16 protein-coding genes and 5 tRNA genes are annotated in these 19,534 nt (G+C 36.9%); 11 read left to right on the top strand and 10 right to left on the bottom strand.

The window, feature by feature from the left end; all coding sequences use genetic code 11:
- Nucleotides 1-14: 14 nt before the first annotated feature.
- The 9 genes from GQR60_RS05235 (at nt 15) to GQR60_RS05195 (ending at nt 6,066) form a co-directional block, all read left to right on the top strand.
- Entirely contained in the window at nt 15-863 is an 849-nt protein-coding gene (locus GQR60_RS05235; protein ID WP_124991914.1) for a DUF3822 family protein, read from the top strand.
- A complete protein-coding gene (gene rsmD, locus GQR60_RS05230; RefSeq protein WP_124991913.1) occupies nt 854-1,402 on the top strand; it encodes a 16S rRNA (guanine(966)-N(2))-methyltransferase RsmD in 549 nt (182 codons plus the stop codon). Before GQR60_RS05235 ends, rsmD begins: the two co-directional genes overlap by 10 nt.
- Before the next feature lie 151 nt (nt 1,403-1,553).
- Nucleotides 1,554-1,627, top strand: a tRNA-Asp gene (locus GQR60_RS05225).
- Between the two features lie 71 nt (nt 1,628-1,698).
- Nucleotides 1,699-1,775 (top strand) — tRNA-Asp (locus GQR60_RS05220).
- Between the two features lie 54 nt (nt 1,776-1,829).
- Nucleotides 1,830-1,906 (top strand) — tRNA-Asp (locus GQR60_RS05215).
- 54 nt (nt 1,907-1,960) lie between these two features.
- A tRNA-Asp gene (locus GQR60_RS05210) sits at nt 1,961-2,037 on the top strand.
- Nucleotides 2,038-2,091: 54 nt separating this feature from the next.
- Nucleotides 2,092-2,168 (top strand) — tRNA-Asp (locus GQR60_RS05205).
- Nucleotides 2,169-2,578: 410 nt separating this feature from the next.
- Nucleotides 2,579-3,382: a DUF1338 domain-containing protein gene (locus tag GQR60_RS05200; protein WP_191991591.1), complete on the top strand. Its 804-nt coding sequence runs from the start codon at nt 2,579-2,581 to the stop codon at nt 3,380-3,382.
- A gap of 125 nt (nt 3,383-3,507) precedes the next feature.
- A complete protein-coding gene (locus tag GQR60_RS05195) occupies nt 3,508-6,066 on the top strand; it encodes a M1 family metallopeptidase (RefSeq protein WP_124991911.1) in 2,559 nt (852 codons plus the stop codon).
- Between the two features lie 920 nt (nt 6,067-6,986).
- On the opposite strand, the gene GQR60_RS05190 is transcribed toward GQR60_RS05195, so the two are convergent.
- The 8 genes from GQR60_RS05190 to GQR60_RS05155 form a co-directional block, all read right to left on the bottom strand.
- A complete protein-coding gene (locus GQR60_RS05190) occupies nt 6,987-7,430 on the bottom strand; it encodes a DMT family transporter (RefSeq protein WP_124991910.1) in 444 nt (147 codons plus the stop codon).
- Between the two features lie 578 nt (nt 7,431-8,008).
- On the bottom strand, nt 8,009-8,314 hold the full coding sequence (locus GQR60_RS05185) for a GNAT family N-acetyltransferase (RefSeq protein ID WP_160463417.1): 306 nt from the start codon (nt 8,312-8,314) through the stop codon (nt 8,009-8,011).
- Between the two features lie 12 nt (nt 8,315-8,326).
- Nucleotides 8,327-9,535, bottom strand: coding sequence for a PAS domain-containing sensor histidine kinase (locus tag GQR60_RS05180; RefSeq protein WP_124991908.1), 1,209 nt, complete (start codon nt 9,533-9,535; stop codon nt 8,327-8,329).
- Between the two features lies 1 nt (nt 9,536).
- Nucleotides 9,537-10,712: an alcohol dehydrogenase-like regulatory protein ErcA gene (gene ercA / locus GQR60_RS05175; protein ID WP_124991907.1), complete on the bottom strand. Its 1,176-nt coding sequence runs from the start codon at nt 10,710-10,712 to the stop codon at nt 9,537-9,539.
- 384 nt (nt 10,713-11,096) lie between these two features.
- Nucleotides 11,097-12,593, bottom strand: coding sequence for an IMP dehydrogenase (locus GQR60_RS05170; protein WP_101310713.1), 1,497 nt, complete (start codon nt 12,591-12,593; stop codon nt 11,097-11,099).
- A 273-nt stretch (nt 12,594-12,866) separates the two neighbouring features.
- Nucleotides 12,867-13,487, bottom strand: coding sequence for a hypothetical protein (locus tag GQR60_RS05165; protein WP_124991906.1), 621 nt, complete (start codon nt 13,485-13,487; stop codon nt 12,867-12,869).
- A 178-nt stretch (nt 13,488-13,665) separates the two neighbouring features.
- Nucleotides 13,666-14,247, bottom strand: a complete 582-nt coding sequence (locus GQR60_RS05160; protein WP_124991905.1) for a Crp/Fnr family transcriptional regulator — start codon at nt 14,245-14,247, stop codon at nt 13,666-13,668.
- A gap of 3 nt (nt 14,248-14,250) precedes the next feature.
- Nucleotides 14,251-15,543: a cytidylate kinase family protein gene (locus tag GQR60_RS05155; RefSeq protein WP_225441345.1), complete on the bottom strand. Its 1,293-nt coding sequence runs from the start codon at nt 15,541-15,543 to the stop codon at nt 14,251-14,253.
- A 465-nt stretch (nt 15,544-16,008) separates the two neighbouring features.
- Between GQR60_RS05155 and GQR60_RS05150 the strand changes: the two genes are divergently transcribed.
- Together GQR60_RS05150 and GQR60_RS05145 are read left to right on the top strand one after the other, a co-directional pair.
- Entirely contained in the window at nt 16,009-16,752 is a 744-nt protein-coding gene (locus GQR60_RS05150; protein WP_124991903.1) for a slipin family protein, read from the top strand.
- Between the two features lie 9 nt (nt 16,753-16,761).
- Complete coding sequence (locus GQR60_RS05145) at nt 16,762-17,430, top strand: CPBP family glutamic-type intramembrane protease (RefSeq protein WP_124991902.1); 669 nt, start codon at nt 16,762-16,764, stop codon at nt 17,428-17,430.
- On the opposite strand, the gene GQR60_RS05140 is transcribed toward GQR60_RS05145, so the two are convergent.
- Nucleotides 17,427-18,161 (bottom strand): DUF6320 domain-containing protein, encoded by a 735-nt coding sequence (locus GQR60_RS05140; RefSeq protein WP_124991901.1) that lies wholly within the window; start codon nt 18,159-18,161, stop codon nt 17,427-17,429. The two genes, GQR60_RS05145 and GQR60_RS05140, sit on opposite strands and share 4 nt — an antisense overlap.
- Nucleotides 18,136-19,443 carry a hypothetical protein gene (locus GQR60_RS05135; protein ID WP_124991900.1) on the bottom strand — a complete coding sequence of 436 codons (1,308 nt, stop codon included), beginning with the start codon at nt 19,441-19,443 and terminating at the stop codon, nt 18,136-18,138. Before GQR60_RS05135 ends, GQR60_RS05140 begins: the two co-directional genes overlap by 26 nt.
- Between the last annotated feature and the right edge of the window lie 91 nt (nt 19,444-19,534).

The following is a 19,534-nucleotide window of genomic DNA, read 5'->3' as shown; positions in this document are numbered from 1 at the left end:
ATATAAAATTATACATGAGCGACCTTGTATTTGTTGATTCATCATTTGATAAAAACAAAACAAAAGAATATACCCTATCCATCCAGGTAAGCCTGGATGGATTTTCTTTTTCTATACTCAACGGACATAAGGAGTGCATCGCGTTGAATCAATTCATTCCTTTCAAAACAAACAGCGATAATAATCCAATAAATTCATTTATTGAAATTGTTCGAAACCACGAACTCTTAAATTTAAGTTTTCGGGATGTTTCGCTTCTTTGGATCTCAGATAAAGTATTGCTTATTCCATCGGAATTTTTCTCGGAAGACTTTGCTTATGAGGGGTTTCAATTATCTCATTGTCTTGAAAAAAATGAATGTCTGGAATGGAATGAGCTTCCGGAATTAAAATCGTGGATTGTATTCTCTTTTCCTAAAAACATTAAAGAATTTGTTCAATCTCACTTTAAAAACAGTAAGCTGTATCATCATTGTTTACCCTTTTACAAAGAGGCATTGAATCAAAAAATTGCTGAAAATCACCCCCAGGTTTTTTTGAACATTCAGAATTACTTTTTTCATGTAATTATACCAGATCGAAACGGGAAACATTTCATAAACACATTCTCATACAGCGCAAGTTCTGATTTAGCCTACTATATTCTCAACATCTTTAAACAACAAAAGTTAAATAATGAGAGAAGCAGGCTAATTATTGACGGACTCGTTCAGGAAGATAGCAATGTAATTCTTTTACTAAAAAAATACCTAGGTCAGGTTGAGGTTAAAATACTTCCATCGGAGTTTAGAATAAATAAAAGTATTCCACACAAGGAATACAATCAATTCATTAATCTTTTAAATTTATCCAGGTGCGAATAGTAAGTGGGACTCATAAGGGAAGAAGGATATCTCCGGATAAAAATTTTAAGGCTCGGCCAACAACCGATTTTGCCAAAGAAAGCCTTTTCAATGTATTAAACAACGTGATTGATTTTGAAGATTTAAAAGTTTTAGATCTTTTTGGTGGTACAGGAGGTATTAGTTACGAATTTGCCTCCAGGGGAGCGGAAAAGGTAATGTGTGTGGAAAAAAATCACAACCACTTTTCTTTTATTCAAAAAACAATTAAAGAATTAAAGTTTGAACAAATTCAAGTAATTAAATCGGATGTTTTTAGATTTCTCCGGAATTTTCCTCAAAAATTTGATTTGATATTTGCCGATCCTCCATTCGCCATGAAATCTCTTGAAACAATTCCCAATTTAGTTTTCGAAAAGGAATTACTCACCGAAGATGGTCTTTTAATTATTGAACACGGTTCGTCGAATGACTTTTCTGAACATCCAAATTTTACTGAAAAAAGAGTTTACGGAAGTGTTAATTTCAGCTTCTTTAAGTCGATAAAAGAATCAGAATAGATCTTTACAAAAAAAAAGCATTTTTTTCACCAGCGTAACAAGCTCAAAACCGCTATTTTACTACCTTAAAGCAGAATTCCAGTCAAAAAAACTGCATACAGATATTGCAAGTAAGAAAACTTGCATTATCTTTGCATCGCAATCAAAAAAAGGTTTGGTAGTTCAGTTGGTTAGAATACATGCCTGTCACGCATGGGGTCGCGAGTTCGAGTCTCGTCCAGACCGCTAAAAGAAAAAGTTCTTTGCACTATTTTTGATTTGTAATTTCCTTTTTCGGAAATTTGAATATATATTTTGGTTTGGTAGTTCAGTTGGTTAGAATACATGCCTGTCACGCATGGGGTCGCGAGTTCGAGTCTCGTCCAGACCGCCAGAATAAAGAGTTTTGATTTGTTGCTCTTACAATAAACAAATCACAGAATATTTTGGTTTGGTAGTTCAGTTGGTTAGAATACATGCCTGTCACGCATGGGGTCGCGAGTTCGAGTCTCGTCCAGACCGCCAGAATAAAGAGTTTTGATTTGTTGCTCTTACAATAAGCAAATCGCAGAATATTTTGGTTTGGTAGTTCAGTTGGTTAGAATACATGCCTGTCACGCATGGGGTCGCGAGTTCGAGTCTCGTCCAGACCGCCAGAATAAAGAGTTTTGATTTGTTGCTCTTACAATAAGCAAATCACAGAACATTTTGGTTTGGTAGTTCAGTTGGTTAGAATACATGCCTGTCACGCATGGGGTCGCGAGTTCGAGTCTCGTCCAGACCGCCAAAATAAATAGAAGGCCTCCGATTCTTTTGAGTCAGAGGCTTTTTTGATTTTACATCTTTCCAAAAACATTCAAATTTTTTGGGATCAGTTTCATTTTCTAGATCTACTTTAAATCAGGCATATATTTTAGTTAATCGAAATAAGAAGAAATCTCACCTCTAAAAGCGAATCAAGTCGAAAATCTTCTACTCCTTCTTGCGACTCTATCCAAGTTACTTTCGTAAGCAAACATCAACTAACAGATTCTAGACGATACTTTCCTGACAATTAAAGACTACAGACCCTTTTTTGTTATTTTTTTTGCATTTTCAATAGTACATGAGCAAATGTTTAAAAGAAATCTGACCTCAAACATAAATCCAGTCAATTAAAATTCATAAATTACTGTACAACTAACTAAAATACAGATTATGCAACAAGAAATATTCCATAGGCTATGGAAGGAATACACAAAACAAAATCCTTCTGCCCAGGCTATACATGATTTATTCACCAAAGAAGGGGAACAGGTAATTAATGACCATGTAGCTTTTCGAACCTTCGATGACCCAAGAATGAACATTCAGGTTTTGGCGAAGAAATTTATAAAAGCAGGCTACGAATATAAAGGAGAATATGTGTTCGAAGATAAGCACTTGAACGCCGTTCATTTGGAACACCCAAGTGAGGAAAATGTACCAAGGGTATTTATATCAGAATTAATACTTTCCAAATTCTCCGAAGAATTTCAGAAGACTATAAAAAGAAGACTCAATTCAGTGGGCAATGCCTATTATGCTGATCCCGATTTGATTCACAAAGGAAGTGTTTGGGGAAAACCAAGCTATGCCGATTATCAATTTTTGCGGAACGAATCGGAATATGCGGCCTGGCTTTACGTTCACGGATTTAGGGTGAATCACTTTACAGTCAGCATCAATGCACTTCAGAAATACAATAGCATCGAGAAAGTGAATCAATTCATTAAAGACAATGGTTTTGAAATGAACACCTCGGGAGGTGAAATTAAAGGCACACCTGAAAAGCTTCTGCAGCAGTCCTCTACCCTTTCCGAGATTATTAAAGTTGAATTTGAAGAAGGTGTATACGAAATACCTGCATGCTTCTATGAATTTGCCATTCGTTATCCGGATGAAAACGGACAGCTATTCTCAAGCTTTATCGCAGCCAATGCCAATAAAATTTTTGACAGCAGTAATTTTAGAGAAAAATAAGTTGAAATTTACCACAATGTATCAGCCCGCCGAACAAATCTGTTTCGAGTGGGCTTTTTGCTTTTCATCATTCCTCTTTGTTCCATAAACTTTTATCTTTACCTCCTCTAACTTAAACCTACAACATGAAAAACACATCAATACTATTCCTTTTTATTGCATTGCTTTTTTCGGCATGCACCGCAAACACAAAACAATTAAACATTGAAACAGGCGTAGCCAAAACAATGGCAGCATACCGAAAAGCGAATATCTCCAATCTGGAATATCAGCTGAATTTTGATATCCCTGAGGATCGTAATAAAACAATTCCGGGAAGCAATAAAATCAGTTTCGAATTGCAATCAACCGATCAGGATCTTCAAATTGATTTTCGTGAAGATCCCAGCTTACTCCATCAAGTAATCTGCAATGGAAAAGATTCAGGCTACCATTTTGAATCAGAGCATTTGATTATCCCGAAAGGGGAATTGATAAAAGGAAAAAATCAAATTGAAATTGAATTTACAGCCGGAAACAGCTCCTTGAATCGCAACGATGAGTTTCTGTATACCTTGTTTGTACCGGACAGAGCGAGAACAGTATTCCCATGCTTCGATCAGCCAAATCTAAAAGCCAAATTTCAATTGACATTAAGTGTGCCAAAAAACTGGAAGGCAATAGCCAATGGTAAAATTGAATCAGTTAAAGAAGACGCAGACAAAAGCCATTATAAATTTCTTACCACGAAAGAACTGCCAACCTACCTGTTCTCTTTTGCAGCCGGTAAATTCGAAACCATAACGCGCAAACACAATGGACATCAACACACCATGTATCACCGCGAAACCGATCCCGAAAAATTGGCCGGTAATACCGATGAAATCTTTCGTTTGTTGTTTCAATCACTCGATTGGCTGGAAGAATATACCGATATACCCTATCCTTTTGGAAAGTATGATATTGTGGTGATTCCATCCTTTCAATATGGCGGAATGGAGCACACAGGAGCGACACTGTACAATGCTTCCAAATTGTTTTTGGATAAAAATGCAAGCAAAAACGACAGATTGTACCGGGCAAATTTAATTGCCCACGAAACAGCTCACATGTGGTTTGGCGATTTAGTGACTATGAAATGGTTCGATCAGGTTTGGCTGAAAGAGGTTTTTGCCAATTTTCTTGCCGATAAAATTACCAACCCAAGCTTTCCGGATATGAACCATGCACTGAAATTTAAGATGGCTCATTTCCCGAGTTCCTATGCTGTTGACCGCACAAGCGGAGCCAATGCAATTAATCAGGTATTACCCAACCTAAAAGATGCCGGATCGGTTTACGGAAGCATTATTTATCACAAATCGCCCATTGTAATGGATATGCTGGAACGGATTACGGGTGAAGAAGAACTGCAAAAAGGCTTGCAAACCTATCTAAAAAAATATGCCTACGGCAATGCCAGCTGGGAAGATTTGATTGCGATTTTAGACGAAACTACTTCGAGTGATTTAAAGCAATGGAGCAAGGTTTGGGTTGACAAGGCAGGAAGGCCTGCAATAACATCATCAATTTCAAGTGAAAATGGTTTGATTACTGATTTGACAATCACGCAAAGTGATGCCAAAGGAAATGCCGGTGACTGGAACCAGGATTTAAACATCCTTTTAGGCCATGAAGAAACAAGTGAAGTAGTATCTGTGAAATTTAATCAGCCACAGCTTTCGATTCCCGAAGTAACAGGCAAAAAAACACCCGACTACATCATCCTTAATGGAAAAGGCAATGCTTATGGTTTTTTTAAACTAGATGTCAAAACCAAGCAATTCCTTCTTGAAAACATGCACAAAATTAAAGATGATTTGGTGCGTGGAGTGGCGTGGATCAACCTGTATGAGAATCTTTGTGAAGGAGAAATAAACGGAAAAGAATTTGTGCTTGCTGCCGAAAAACAATTGGCAAAGGAAAAAAACGCATTGATTTTGGAACGCATGTTATCTTATATGCAGTCCGCTTATTGGCTTCATGTAAGTGCCGAAGAAAGGTTACAAATTGGGAAACATTTGGAAGACAGCCTTTGGGTTCAATTGAACGGGGAAAAGGATATGAGCAAGAAATCGAGCTTATTCAGTACATTAAGCAGTATTGCCGAAAGCAAAGTGCGTTTGGAACAACTCTTTAATGCTTGGAAAGATGAAACCAAAATTGGCGGATTCAGTCTTTCGGAAACCAAGGCAACTGATTTAGCTGCTAATTTGGCCATTAAAATGCCTGAAAAAGCAGAAGAGCTTGTTGCCACACAAATCGAACGAATTAAAAACCCTGATCGTAAAAAACGCTTGCAATTTGCAGCTCCTGCCCTGTCGGCCAATCAGCAAGTTCGCGAAGGGTTCTTTGCGAGTCTGCACAAAGCGGAAAACAGAGAAATTGAGCGCTGGGTTTTAGATGGTTTAAGCTATCTGAATCATCCGTTGCGGGAAAAGGAAGCATTAACCTACTTGCCTCAGGCTTTGGAATTACTGGAAGAGATTCAGGTTACCGGAGATATTTTCTTTCCTGCCAATTGGTTAAGTGCCAGTTATAGTGGACTTCAATCAAAAGAAGCAGGAGATATTACCCGTCGGTTTTTGGCTGAACATCCTGATTATCCTGAGAATTTAAAATTAAAGATTCTGCAGGCTTCGGATTTGGTGCTGAGGAAGGAATAAGGACAAGTTTCAAGGGAAAAGGATCAAGTCCCAAGGAAAAAGGAGAAAAAAAAGGAAGAAGCAACAAGTTCTAAAGAGGAATAATCAACTGCCTAAATTATAGCTATTTCAGGAGAAGACAGTTATCAAACAAGTCTGAAGTGTTCCGCCATAAGTCTGAAGTGTTCCGCCATAAGTCTGAAGTATTCCGCCCTAAGTTTGAAGCGTTCCGCCCTAAGTTTGAAGCATTCCGCCGTAAGTCTGACGTGTTCCGCCGTAAGTTTGAAGTGTTCCGCCACAAGTTTGAAGCGTTCCGCCCTAAGTTTATACTTGTGCGATGCCCGACAATCCGAAACTGATTCCTCAAACAGATAAACCTAAAACGGCAAGTAAGAAGTGGGGAGGAGGAGAGTTTTTACTGATTGCATTTTCGCAGTTACCTCCCTCATGAGAGGCTAGAGTGAGGTGACTAAAAAGTGCATTAAAACAGGCAGAGGTATATTGATTTATTAAGTTTGATCAGAACTTTAAAACTTCTGAATTACCTATACGCTTATTTAATGGGTTTTAAAAAATCTTACTGATCAAAAACAATAAGCACATAACGCGATACTAAAATCCTTTTTTCAACTTGTTCTCTTTAAAATCATCGGTTCGATTTATTCTATTCACTTTTTTACCCGAAGCAAAAGTATATTTAAGTTTAAACCAGATTGGAATTGCAGACATTACGATGTTACTTTCATCAGTTTCAGTAAAATGATTTCCAATTGTTTCGTAACTATTATTGGTAAACTTCTTTTTAAATGGAATGGCAGTAGTAATTCCAAATGTTAACTTTTCAGATAAAGTTTTATCAAGGGAAATAAAATAAAGCGCATCTTCGGCATAAAGGTGTCCGCTGGGTATTAAAAGTACCAGCTTTTCAACCTGCTTTACATTTAGAACTTCTGTACCACCAATATTCCTGCGAAGATGAGTAAAACTCCTAAAATACGTCCCCAGTTAATGGGTTGAACAGGTACTCCAAACATGCCAAAATGATCCAAAACCAGTGAGAAAACCAACTGACCGGCTACAATTAATCCAAAGCTTAAGGCTGCCCCCAGTCGTGGAATCAGAAAAATAACTGAACCAACAAATATAGAGCCCATCATTCCGCCAATCCATGCATATATTGGAGCTTCCTTTGCTGCCAGTAATAAGTTATTTGGAGTACGGGTGCCCAAAATTACCAGTAAAAGGACAAAACCACCCACCATAAAATTAACCAAAGCTGCCATAAGCGGCGCTTTTAAAAACACACCTAACTTTGCATTTATACTCGCCTGAACTGGCAACAAACAACCAACAGCAAGAGCCAACAACATCAAAAAATATCTCATACGAATCGTAAATTTGAAAACAAAAATAGGAATTTAAAGTTCTCGGAGACCTCTAGATAAACAATAAAAAAAATCTTCTGTACTTTCGCTGTCCCATGCCTGAAAATTGGATGCAGCATTTTACCAAACTTATTCTCCTGCTAAAAACAATTATACAAAAATAGAGATACTACCCGCACATAAGCAATCTTTTTGTTTGGCGGACTTATTTCCCGGAGATTTTCGTCATTTTTTAATTGGACAAGAAAGCAGTCAGAACTAAAAACCTGATCTTCTGATTTACGTTTGACAGCTTTGGTTTAAGTAATTTTTAACTGCCAGTTTTATTATAGCTTGTGAGTAGTTAAGCTATTCAAAATATGGAGCATAACATATTCTTTTGAAACTCTTTCTGAAAAAAGACAGCTTTACTGCTGTTAGCTCATCGGGATACGTCATTAGAAACATCTCAGGCGAAATACCATTTTTTCGCATTGGGAGTTGTTTGTAATCAATTGTATTGAGTTTAAATCCGAGTCGTTCGTAAAAATCGATTCGTCGCTTACTGCTATCACAATCCGGCAATTCCACCTCCAGTATTATATCATTTCGTGACTCTCAGAAATCAACTGCTCAACCACTGTTTTACCATATCCTCTACCCCTGTATTCAATCGGTATTGCCAAATGTTCTATATACCTCAGTCCTTCAAATTGCCACCACAATATAAAACCTGAAAAAACCTCATCAACAATCACAATATCAAAATGATAATTTGCATGATTTATTATCTGTTTTTGTAAATCAAGCTCCCGACGTTCCTCTTCAGGAAAGGCATCCCCATACAATTCCCAAACCTGCAAAAAACCAGTATTATCCGTTTGTGTTAGTCTAACTCTTTTCACTGTAATTATTAGTTAGTATGGTTCTTTATTTACAGGAAGGTACTTAATGCTAAAATAGAATGTTGAGCCTTTGTTTACATCAGATTCCACCCAAATTTTACCACCCAGCAAATCGACGAATTCTTTTGAAATGGCTAAACCTAATCCATTCCCGCCATAATTTGACATCACAAAATCACTTGCCTGCACAAACCGTTCAAAAATTATGGTTTGCATCTCTTCCGATATGCCAATACCACTATCAGTTACATAAAAAACTATATCCCCGTCAATCAGCCGATATCCAAACTCGATACTACCTTCATGAATAAATTTAAAAGCATTGTTCAGTAAATTAGTTAAAATCTGAATTATTTTAGTTTTATCAGTAAATACAACCGATTCCTTATCGGATAGTGCTCGATGAAGCTGAATTGATAAATGGCGGGAAAATGCCTGTTTTTCGTAAATAATCAATAAATCTGATAAAACCTGATTAACATCGGTTGATTCCAGATAAACCTTATCCTGCTTTGTTTGTAAAGTAGAAATGGTGAGTATATCGTTTACGATTGATAGAAGCTGATTTCCATTATCAATTATTATAGATGTAAATTTTTTACGTTTTTCAGGTAATAAATCCGATTCGTTAAGTAAAGCCGAAAACCCTATAATGGAATTCATGGGGGTTCGAATTTCATGAGACATATTCTGTAAAAAAGCTGTTTTTAAGTGATCACTTTCTTCTGCCTTTTTTTTAGCTTCCAACAGCTTTTCTTCATATTCTTTGCGCACCGTAAAATCGCGAATAACTGCTACAAAAACATCTAACCCATTCCAAAAAGTATTATTAATAGAAATCTGAACGGGTATTTCTTTTCTAGTCTTATTTTGTAAAACAATCCATTCTATTGTTTGCGGGTTGTCATTTCTTACTTTGTCCCAAATATCATGCAGACTATCGATATTGTTTTGGGTGGCCGATATATCCATTACCGTTAAATTATCACCCAATTCAGCATTCAATAATAATTCAGCAGGCTTGTTTAAAAATAAAATATCACCCAAAATATCATGAATGATTATTCCATCGCTGGTGCTGTTTAAAATGGTATCCATATTCTTCCGTGAAGCTTCCAACTCTTCAATTTTATTTTGCAGCTCTGGATAGTAGCTTTTCCTATGTGAATTCTCACCTAAGCCTATTATTTTATTTCGGTCGCTAATCCATTTATCTTCCATATTATAAAGCTTCTTTATAAATAACTTCCAAATCTTTTTTTACCGGAGGTCTCGGATTTGTTGCATTACACGGATCTTGAATTGCTTTGCCTGACAAGACAGAAATTATATCTAAAGTTACCCCCTTTTGCTGAAGAGTTTTATCAACGCCTAATGTTTTGTTCATTTGAAAAAGGTAGTTCATCAGAGATTTTTTGTTTTCCTGATTATTAATCCCCACCGATGATAATTGCAGAGTTTCTGCGATTTTTTTATATCTGTCAGAGGCTTTATCAAAGTTATAGTTCACAACGTGTGGCAATAATATGGCATTACACTCACCATGTGGTAAATCTAAATACCCACCCAAACTATGAGCCATTGAATGAATGCATCCCAAACTGGCATTTGAAAATGCCAATCCTGCATAAAGACTTGCCAACATTACTTTTCCTCTTGCCTGCAAATTGTTTGGTTCTTGTACTGATGACAATAAATTTTTATCCAGCAATCGGATTGCCTCGAGTGCGTATAAATCGGTAAATGCTGAATTTGCATTAGATACAAACGCCTCAAAGGCGTGAGAAAGGGCATCAATTCCGGTGCAAGCGGTTAAATGCTTATTCATACTCGTTAATACATAGGGATCAATCAGTGCCACATCAGGTACAGTTGCCTTACTAATAATAGCCATCTTATACTTCTCTTCGTAATTATTGATGATTGCGAACTGAGAAACATCGGCTGAGGTTCCTCCTGTAGTTGGAATACACACTAAGGGAGGCATGGGCTTATATATTTTGTCTACTCCTTCAAAATCTCTGATATCTCCACCGTTGTTAGCTATAATTCCAATTCCTTTCGCACAGTCGATAACACTCCCTCCTCCAATTGCCAGAATCATATTGCACTTGTTTTGGCTATACATTTGTGCTCCCTCCATTACTTCGTAATTTCTGGGATTAGGAGAAACATTGGAGAAAATCACATAGTCAATTTCAGCTTCCTTCAACTTACCTTCCGCCTCCAATATCCATGGTGATTTTAAAATTATGTTGTCGGTAACTAACAAAACTTTCCGTCCGCCAAGCTTTTGACAATACAAACCCACGTAAACTCTTGAATCGAGTCCGAAAATATATTCCGGAGCTACAAATTTTCTAATTTCCAATTGTATATCATCGAATTCTTTATTCATTACGAATATTTTAAAAGGTTAGCAATACGTATAATACCTCCCAGATAAAGAAGTTTTTTAGCGGTAACTTTTAAAGATAGTGAATATGTACATATTTGCATTAATATTCACCCAATTAGAATCTCACAACAAATGAATTTCTTTAAAAGCAAAATTTAGGAAAAATGAGATCCGAAATCGAAGCTTATACTTCGATGTTTCAATGTAATATCAGGAAGGAAGCTGTGCAAAAAAAACTTTCCAAATCACTGATTCAATTGTTGTCCATTCAAATATGACAGATATACACAATGCCCTTTTCATCAAAATACTAAAAGATTAGCAGATACAAAAAAAGACCAAGCTCTTTAGCTTGGTCTGGAAATATACTTAAACTTAAATCGTTTAGTTCTTTGTGTCTTTAACGATAACATCATGAGCACCACCTTCGATAATACTTGTAGATGAAACCAAGGTAATTTTTGCTTCAGCCTGCAATGCAGAAATTGTTGCAACACCACAACTACACATGGTAGATTTAATTTTCCCTGTGGTAATATCTAAATTGTCTTTCAATTTACCGGCATAAGGAACGAAACTATCCACACCTTCTTCAAACTTAAGACTGTTCTTACCTCCCATATCATATCGCTGCCAGTTTCTTGCTCTGTTCGAACCTTCGCCCCAATATTCCTTCACATAGTTACTGCCAATTAATAGTTTTCTGGTCGGACTCTCGTCAAAACGGGCAAAATATCTTCCCATCATCATAAAATCAGCTCCCATTGCCAGAGCAAGGGTCATGTGATAATCCATCACAATTCCACCATCGGAACAAATAGGAATGTACTCTCCGGTCTTCTTAAAATATTCATCGCGGGCTTCGGCTACTTCAATTAAAGCTGTTGCCTGACCTCTGCCAATTCCTTTTTGCTCGCGGGTAATGCAAATAGATCCACCACCAACTCCAACTTTAACAAAATCGGCGCCAGCCTCGGCTAAATATAAAAAACCAGCTTTATCAACCACGTTTCCTGCTCCAACGGCTACCTTACCCTTATAATGTTCTTTTATATATTCTATGGTAATTTTCTGCCATTCCGAAAATCCATCCGATGAATCGATACACAAAACATCAACACCAGCTTCAACCAAAGCAGGTACGCGCTCTTCAAAATCACGGGTATTAATACCTGCTCCTACAATTAGTCTTTTATGATCATCCAGCAATTCATTCGGATACTCTTTGTGATTATCGTAGTCTTTTCTAAAAACAAAGTATTTCAGGTTTTGTTTTTTATCGATAACAGGCAAAGTATTTAACTTGTGATCCCAAATAATATCATTTGCCTCAGTCAAGCTAATTCCATATTCACCTACAGCAAGATTCTCTATAGGAGTCATGAACTCTTTTACCTTCTTATCCAAACTATCCTTACTTAATCGATAATCGCGGCCAGTAACAATCCCTAAAAATTTTCCATTTGCCGATCCATCACTGGTTACCCCAATTGTTGAAAATCCTGTTTCTTCTTTTAAAGCAATTACATCCTGTAAAGTTTGTTCAGGCATAATATTAGCACGGCTCTCTACAAAACCAGCTTTGTGTTTTTTTACTTTCTTAACCATTTTGGCCTGCTCCTCGATTGACTGAGAACCGAAAATAAACGACACACCACCCTCTTTTGCCAAGGCAATAGCCATTCCATCATCGGAAACAGATTGCATAATTGCAGATACAAAAGGTGTTTTCAGATTGATTCTGGAAGATTCTCCTTTTTTAAATTTAACCAATGGAGTCATCAAGCTAACTTTGTCAGGTGTGCAATCGACCGCAGTTAGTCCTGGAATAATTAAATACTCACTAAAGGTTCTCGAAACGTCATTAATAATCGTAGCCATAGTTGTTCTATTCAATGGTTGTTCAAATAAAAAATTTTACGAAGGTATAAAAACATCCTGTCTCTATTAAATCAAACAGGCTTAAAAATTAAAACAATCTGATTTACCCACTGACAACAACCTCTCACAAATCAATCTAAAACACTATTATACAAAAACTTAACTAGACTTAAATCCATTCTTTAAATTACAAAATTGAAAATCAATAATACTCCCAAATACTTTTAAAAATACGTACAATTCTTCTGTTTTACGATTATTTAGCTGATGCACTTAAAAATGCCAACCCACTTTCAACGATACTTCCCCCTGAATCTTTTTGGTTTTGTATTCTGTAGTACCAACTGATACTTTTTCGTTATTTAACACATAGTGCAGGGCAGCCCAAGGCTCAATGTAAAAGTTTTTATGCAGCTTGATGATGTATCCACTGCCGGCCGTAATCACATAATTTGTAAAATCATAACTCCTGTTGTCAATTTTCGAGCTGATTGTGTTGTCCCACATTTCTGCCCCTGCTCCCAGCCACCAACCTTCAAAATTGTTGTTTTTGAAACAATCAAAAATCAAAGCTGTGGCTGTTGTTTTCAAATCTTTAAAATCATTATTCCCCATCAATTTATCGGGCATCTGAAAACCTGCAATTACTCCGCGAACCCGAAATTTCCTGTATCCATACCACAATTGAGCCGAATACCCCAGATTGCCGGTTGTGGCACTCATAATTGGAGGAAGCAGATCAATGGCAATACCTACGGTTTGTTTGGTTGTTATACTATCGGTTTGGGAAGCAAAGTTTGATTTGCTGCAAGTTGATTCAACGGTTTTCGATTGTGCTGAAACTGTTGTGGCTAAAGCTATTATTACCACAAAAAGAAAGGATTGCTTTTTCATCTTTTACATTTATTTTCATTCGTAAGATAAAACCCGCAAATAAATTTAATCAGCCTCCTGTTTGTGAATTTGAATCCTAAATTTATCATGCTCGTTATATCATAAAGTGTTACTGTTTACGATACAAATATCGGCATATAAGGAAGTGAGATCCCTCCGCAATTGTTACCAAATTGATTTACTGAAAAAATTCTTTGCGAATTCGGCTTAACGACTTTGGAGCAATACCCAAATAATTGGCAATATGGTATTGCGGCACCTTTTGAAAGATTTCAGGATGATTGCACAATAAGCTTTCATATCGCTCCTTTGCCGAAAGCACTTGCAAATCGATACTCTGCTGAGCAATCTTCACAAATGATTGTTCCATTAAGATTCGGCCCAGACGCTCCAATTTCGGAATTTTTATATATAGCCTGGATAAATCCTGCTGTTTAATCACTAACAATTCAGAGTTTTCGATGGCCTTAATATTGATTAATGACGGCAAATTACTCAAACGGCTTTCGTTAATCGTTACCCAATCGCCTTCAAATGCAAAATCTGTTGTCAGTTCGTTGCCATTTTCCAAGGTTTTGAAATAAATCAACATTCCAAAATTGACAAACCCGATAAAATCACACACCTTCCCTTCCTGTAAAAAGAGTTCATTTTTATTGATGGCTTTCACTTCCAGACAAGAAGAGAATATCAATAATTCCTCATCTGTTAACGAAACAATTGAGTCAATGCTCTTTTTTATTCTACTTAGCTGATCCATAAACTACTTCTTGGGAATTTTTTCTCTTACTGCCTCAATAATCATCCGGGCAACTTTCTCTGATCTATAATGTGAGCTATTAACAGCTAAATGATAATTTTTTGCATTGTTCCAATTTTTACCCGTAAAATGGCTGCAATAGTTAGCCCGTTCGCGATCTGCCTTTTCTAATAATTGATCTGTTACCCGAGCCTCCAAGTCATATTCTTCAACAATTTTATTTTTTCGGTATTCATTGCCTGCATGTATAAATACAGTAAAACAATCAGGATGATCCTTTAACACAAAGTTGGCGCACCGCCCAACAATAACACAAGATTCTTTCTCACATATTTCACGAATTATTTTGCTTTGCGCTAAAAACAGCACATCGAGAGGAGGCTGCTGTTCATTTAAATAAGCATAGTTCTGTTCATAAAGATCATACAACAGAGAATGCGCCAGTTTCTGTTCGTGCTCCTCAATATATTGAGTTGTGAACCCACTTTGCTCGGTAGTTAATTGAATCAACTCTTTATCGTAAAAAGAAAATCCCAGTTCTTTTGCAATCAACTGTCCAATCTCATGTCCTCCGCTGCCATATTCCCGGGATATGGTAATAATTAATTTTTTATTTGGTACTTGAACAGGAGTTACAGACTTTTCTTTCTCTTGTGGCTTATTGCCCAACCAAACATCGAAAAACGGTAGTTTACGACTATATAGTCTTGCCAGATAACCAACCAATAAAGCTGCAACAATAGTTCCTTCCCTCACTCCCTGCAAATGGTGAATCAATGCAAAAGAACTTAATATTCCTGCAATAACCATTAAACTGTCAACCCAAATTTTAGCTTTCCCAAACTCCTTTTTCCATGTTTCGGCTATGGCCATGGCCAAACCTTCTCCTGGCAAATAGGTGATGCCCGCTTTTACTTCCAGAAATACACCAAATGCAATCACTACACAACTGAGCATACACAACAATCCCTGCCAACCGTATCCTGATAAAGTAATATCTGCAACTAAATAAAGGGTGAAATCAGTAAAAAAACCAAATACAAATACGACTGGAAGTTGTATTAATTGAAACAAACGATATTTTCGACGTAATAGGAGAATTTGCAATAGGATCAGAAAAACGTTGAAAATAATAGTCATCTCTCCCATTGTCAGCGGATACCTTAAACTGTAAATGTATGGGATACATGAAATAGGTGAGACTCCCAGATTCGCTTTTACTGATAATGCTACCCCAAAAGCCATTATGAAAAGCCCGGAAACAAAAACCAAAATTCGTTGCGTAATATTATTCATTCTCATTTACTATAATAGCTAAAATCACTTGATGACAAGTTCAAAATTACTAATAATACGCTATCCGGTATTCCAATAAACCATTGTTTATAAACACATATTGGAAATTTTAGTTTATAAAACAACAGCATCTATAGATTAACATCATAATAAGTGTAGTAAGTTATTCTTACATTGAGAATTTGACAGAAACTGTTTGATTTTGATTTGAATCAAACAATAGAAAAGAAATAATCCTTCTCTCTTTTAAACAAAAGGATATTCGTACCGGAAAAAATATCTCATACGAGAGAAAGAGACGCATGAAGTATTGTATGTTTCAGTGTCATCTAATTTTGCCCCCCGTCCTAATTTTTCGTAAATTGATGTAAACCACTCACATGCAAAGAATAACAATTCTTTTAGTCCTGCTCTCCAATATTAAGTTGCGGATATCGTTTTTCACCTCAAATAAAATCACACGCCATGAATTTTTTCTTCGTTTTTAGTGTCGCCGTTATCTTTTTTCTGTTGGCCGGAATCCGTGTAATTTTCGAATACAAAAGAGCCTTAAAATTCCGATTCGGAAAATACATCAAAATATTGCAACCTGGTTTTAGATGGATTATTCCCATTGTTGAAACCATTAACATTGTTGACATTCGTGTGATCACCATCAATATCGACTCTCAGGAAGTGATGACCGAAGACAATGTACCATGCAGTATAGATGGTGTCGTGTTTTTTCAAATCAACGATCCCGAAAAGGCGGTTTTGGAAGTGGAAGAATACAAATTTGCCATCTCTCAGTTGGCACAGGCGGCCTTGCGCGATGTGTGTGGTAAGGTGGAACTGGATACCATCTTATCAAAACGAGAAGAAATGGGAAAAAATATCAAAACTATTGTAGAGAAAGAAACCGCAGTATGGGGAATTGTAATTATCGATGTGAAAATTAAAGACATTCAGTTGCCCGAGAACATGAGGCGCATGATGGCCAATCAGGCCGAAGCAGAACGCTCCAGAAGAGCACGGATTATTCTTGCATTGGCTGAAGAACAAGCCGCTGCAAATTTATTGGCCGCAGGTAAATTGATTGATCAATCGCCATCGGCTATTAAATTACGACTCTACCAAACACTTGCCAATATTGCTTCGGAAAAGAATTCGACCATTCTGTTCCCATTTCCCGAAGAGGTATTGCCACGGAAACCAAAAGAGGAGGATTAAAAACTGTTTATGCACGTATTACTGAACAGACCGACAAATAAAATCCTAAGAATTACGAATTACCCTCGTATCGAATTGATTGCCGTAATCCTAACCGGCATCCTAAAATACATCCTGATGGACTGGTTGCTGATGCGGGCCATTTACATTGCCGGCATCTGCATTTTTTGGGGTGCTTATATTCTCTTTCGATATTCAAGCAATAGAGATGTTCTGAGCCACTGGGGATTTACCAAAAATAATTTTAAACGCTCAATGGTCTTTCTGCTTCCTCTTGTTGTGGTTAGCATCTCGGTTTCCCTGATTTATGCTCATTTCAATCATTCTCTTACATTTACCTGGCATATATTGCCGATTATTTGCCTGTATCCCATTTGGGGAATTGTTCAACAATATTTAATGCTCGGACTGATTACCAATAATCTGATTTCATTGACAAAACCCAGCATCAATAAATATGTTCTTATTTTTTTGATCTCAACACTTTTCGGTTTGGTGCACTATACCAATTACTTTTTAATGATTTTCGTCTTTGCAATGGAAGCCATATTTTTGCTGGCTTACTTTAAATGGAGAAATCTTTGGGCCATAGGCATTGCCCATGGATGGATCGGAAGTTTCCTGCTCTATTTTGTTCTTATGAGAGATCTTTGGAGTGAGTTATTCGCTTGGTTTTAAATGTGAAAGAATCTTCTTAAATCGACTCCTTTTTTCAATCGATAATGAACATAAAAGAGAAGTGCTGAAATTGGAATCATTGAGGTTACCACAATAATGCTCCATCTGATCTGAAACTGATGAACGAAATAGAGCGAAACAAAACCATCAACACAGATTGAGAAGAGACCAATTGCCAAAAAGATAATCGCCAAAATATTAAAACCCCGTTGTTTTGAGATACGTATCAACCAAATTACAAGCAATAACAAAATATAGAATGACAACAGAATGGGAATACCCAGTTTGATTCCCCAACCAACATTGGTGCTAAACAAATCCAATAAAATAAGAAGAAGCGAAGTTGAAACAAGACTTCCAAGCACTATTATCAGCATTCGATGCCGCCAAAAGGAAAAGACACTGATGTTGGCAAGTACAGCCAAAGAGGCCACAGTACTATAACTTGACCAGGTAATGCTTTTGTTCAAAAAAAGATTCAGCGTAACCGTAACCAAGATGCCCGAGAAGAGAATGATGTTTGATAATTCCCAAAATAATTTACGCCTCTGCGCTTTGGTCAGTTTTTCAAAATCATCAATGATCTTATCCTTTTCGAGCTTTTGTTGGGATGTGGAAAGTTCGTCTGCTCCCGATTTTTCTCCAATAGATAAACCACACAACGGACAAAAATTCATATTGACATCCAGTTCAACTCCACATTTATTACAGTAATTCATCTCGCTGTTCATGATATGTATTTAAAATTTTAACCTTCACATTTTGCTCAACAAGAAATCGCAGAAACCGACGTTCAAACTCCTTTGAATTGCTTATGTTGCCAAAACTCAAAACCAGTTTGTCTTTGTATCCAATCACTCCGCAATTGATCTTCACTTTTTTATTGGGTGGCGGCGGTGTTATCACAAAATAGTTTATTTGATCGGCTATGGCATCGGGTACTTTCGTATTTCCCAAATTAGTTACCACCCCACTAAATTGATTGGCTCCTTCGGCATAATACTTGGCATACAAAACAAGGCTCTTTAACAGAATGGGGATACTTCTCACAAAAACATTTCGTTCGCCGCCAACGTTACGCGATATAATTTTACTGATGAGCTTTTCATCAGTCTCCAATTCCATTTTATGATGCACGATCTTCACTATTTCATCGAAGGAGTACAGTCCCAATCTAAAGTCCAGTTCCGGTAAAACAAAAAGAGAAAAATTCCGCATGGTTTTCGTTGGATAGATGTTCCGCAAATTGATCGGAACCTGAATTCTGGCCAATTTACGACGAACTCCTTTTCCTTTAACCTTACATTCATGAAAAATATCCTGAAGCACCAAAAGATAAACGGCCACCAGAAAAATGGTAATACTAACCGATTTTTCGCTTGCTCTCTCCTTCAATTCTTTGGTTGAAATCATTGCCAAAAGCACATCAAAACGGGGTTTGGGATTCAAATCAAAAGGCAAATGAAAAGCTTTTTGCTGACGGATTACGTGTGGTATTTTCTCTTTGAAGTATCGGTTGTAAGCATCTTCGAATTCTTCGGGATTGGCTTTGCTTGTATAAAACGGATCTATCTGCTCCTCAGGAATCATTCCTTTTTCATTAAAGTAATAAATCAGAATTGCCTTAAGAAATTGCAGCAGGCCAGCTCCATCGGTAAGAATATGGGAAAACTCAACACTGATTTCATTCTTACGAACCAAAATACGAAAGAGAAGCTTATTTGAATCCTTCCTGTCGAATGCCTGACAAAGCCGACCAGTATCTCCTGTCACTTTAACGGGATCATCAATCTGCTCCAGGTAATACCAGAAAAATCCTTTCCGAAGACTTACTTTAAAATAAGGGAATCTTTTTTCGGCCAGTTCAATCGCCGAAAAAAGGTGTTTAATGGCAACCCGCTCGTTAAGAACTGCGGTAATTCGTGCAACTGTAGAATGTTCTTTTGAGCGTATGGCTGGAAATATTTTTGCTGCATTGTCAAGAGGTGCCCAAAAACTTATTTTTTTATCCATTACAACAGTAAGTTTTTAACGAAAATCCTTCTTTATCCCCTGTAAGTTACGGAAAAAAAGACGCTTTCATTGGCTAATTTCATAACTTGCA

This window comes from Labilibaculum euxinicum (assembly GCF_009795715.1).
Taxonomy (GTDB): Bacteria; Bacteroidota; Bacteroidia; order Bacteroidales; family Marinifilaceae; genus Labilibaculum; species Labilibaculum euxinus.
The sequence above is the reverse complement of the archived record's forward strand: the minus strand, read 5'-3'. Positions and strand labels throughout refer to the sequence as shown.

Coding starts and splice junctions, on each gene's coding strand:
- GQR60_RS05235 (WP_124991914.1), top strand. CDS start 15: ATGAGCGACCTTGTATTTGTTGATTCATCATTTGATAAAAACAAAACA.
- GQR60_RS05200 (WP_191991591.1), top strand. CDS start 2,579: ATGCAACAAGAAATATTCCATAGGCTATGGAAGGAATACACAAAACAA.
- GQR60_RS05195 (WP_124991911.1), top strand. CDS start 3,508: ATGAAAAACACATCAATACTATTCCTTTTTATTGCATTGCTTTTTTCG.
- GQR60_RS05190 (WP_124991910.1), bottom strand. CDS start 7,430: ATGAGATATTTTTTGATGTTGTTGGCTCTTGCTGTTGGTTGTTTGTTG.
- GQR60_RS05180 (WP_124991908.1), bottom strand. CDS start 9,535: ATGGAAGATAAATGGATTAGCGACCGAAATAAAATAATAGGCTTAGGT.
- ercA (WP_124991907.1), bottom strand. CDS start 10,712: ATGAATAAAGAATTCGATGATATACAATTGGAAATTAGAAAATTTGTA.
- GQR60_RS05170 (WP_101310713.1), bottom strand. CDS start 12,593: ATGGCTACGATTATTAATGACGTTTCGAGAACCTTTAGTGAGTATTTA.
- GQR60_RS05165 (WP_124991906.1), bottom strand. CDS start 13,487: ATGAAAAAGCAATCCTTTCTTTTTGTGGTAATAATAGCTTTAGCCACA.
- GQR60_RS05160 (WP_124991905.1), bottom strand. CDS start 14,247: ATGGATCAGCTAAGTAGAATAAAAAAGAGCATTGACTCAATTGTTTCG.
- GQR60_RS05155 (WP_225441345.1), bottom strand. CDS start 15,543: ATGAATAATATTACGCAACGAATTTTGGTTTTTGTTTCCGGGCTTTTC.
- GQR60_RS05150 (WP_124991903.1), top strand. CDS start 16,009: ATGAATTTTTTCTTCGTTTTTAGTGTCGCCGTTATCTTTTTTCTGTTG.
- GQR60_RS05145 (WP_124991902.1), top strand. CDS start 16,762: ATGCACGTATTACTGAACAGACCGACAAATAAAATCCTAAGAATTACG.
- GQR60_RS05140 (WP_124991901.1), bottom strand. CDS start 18,161: ATGAACAGCGAGATGAATTACTGTAATAAATGTGGAGTTGAACTGGAT.
- GQR60_RS05135 (WP_124991900.1), bottom strand. CDS start 19,443: ATGGATAAAAAAATAAGTTTTTGGGCACCTCTTGACAATGCAGCAAAA.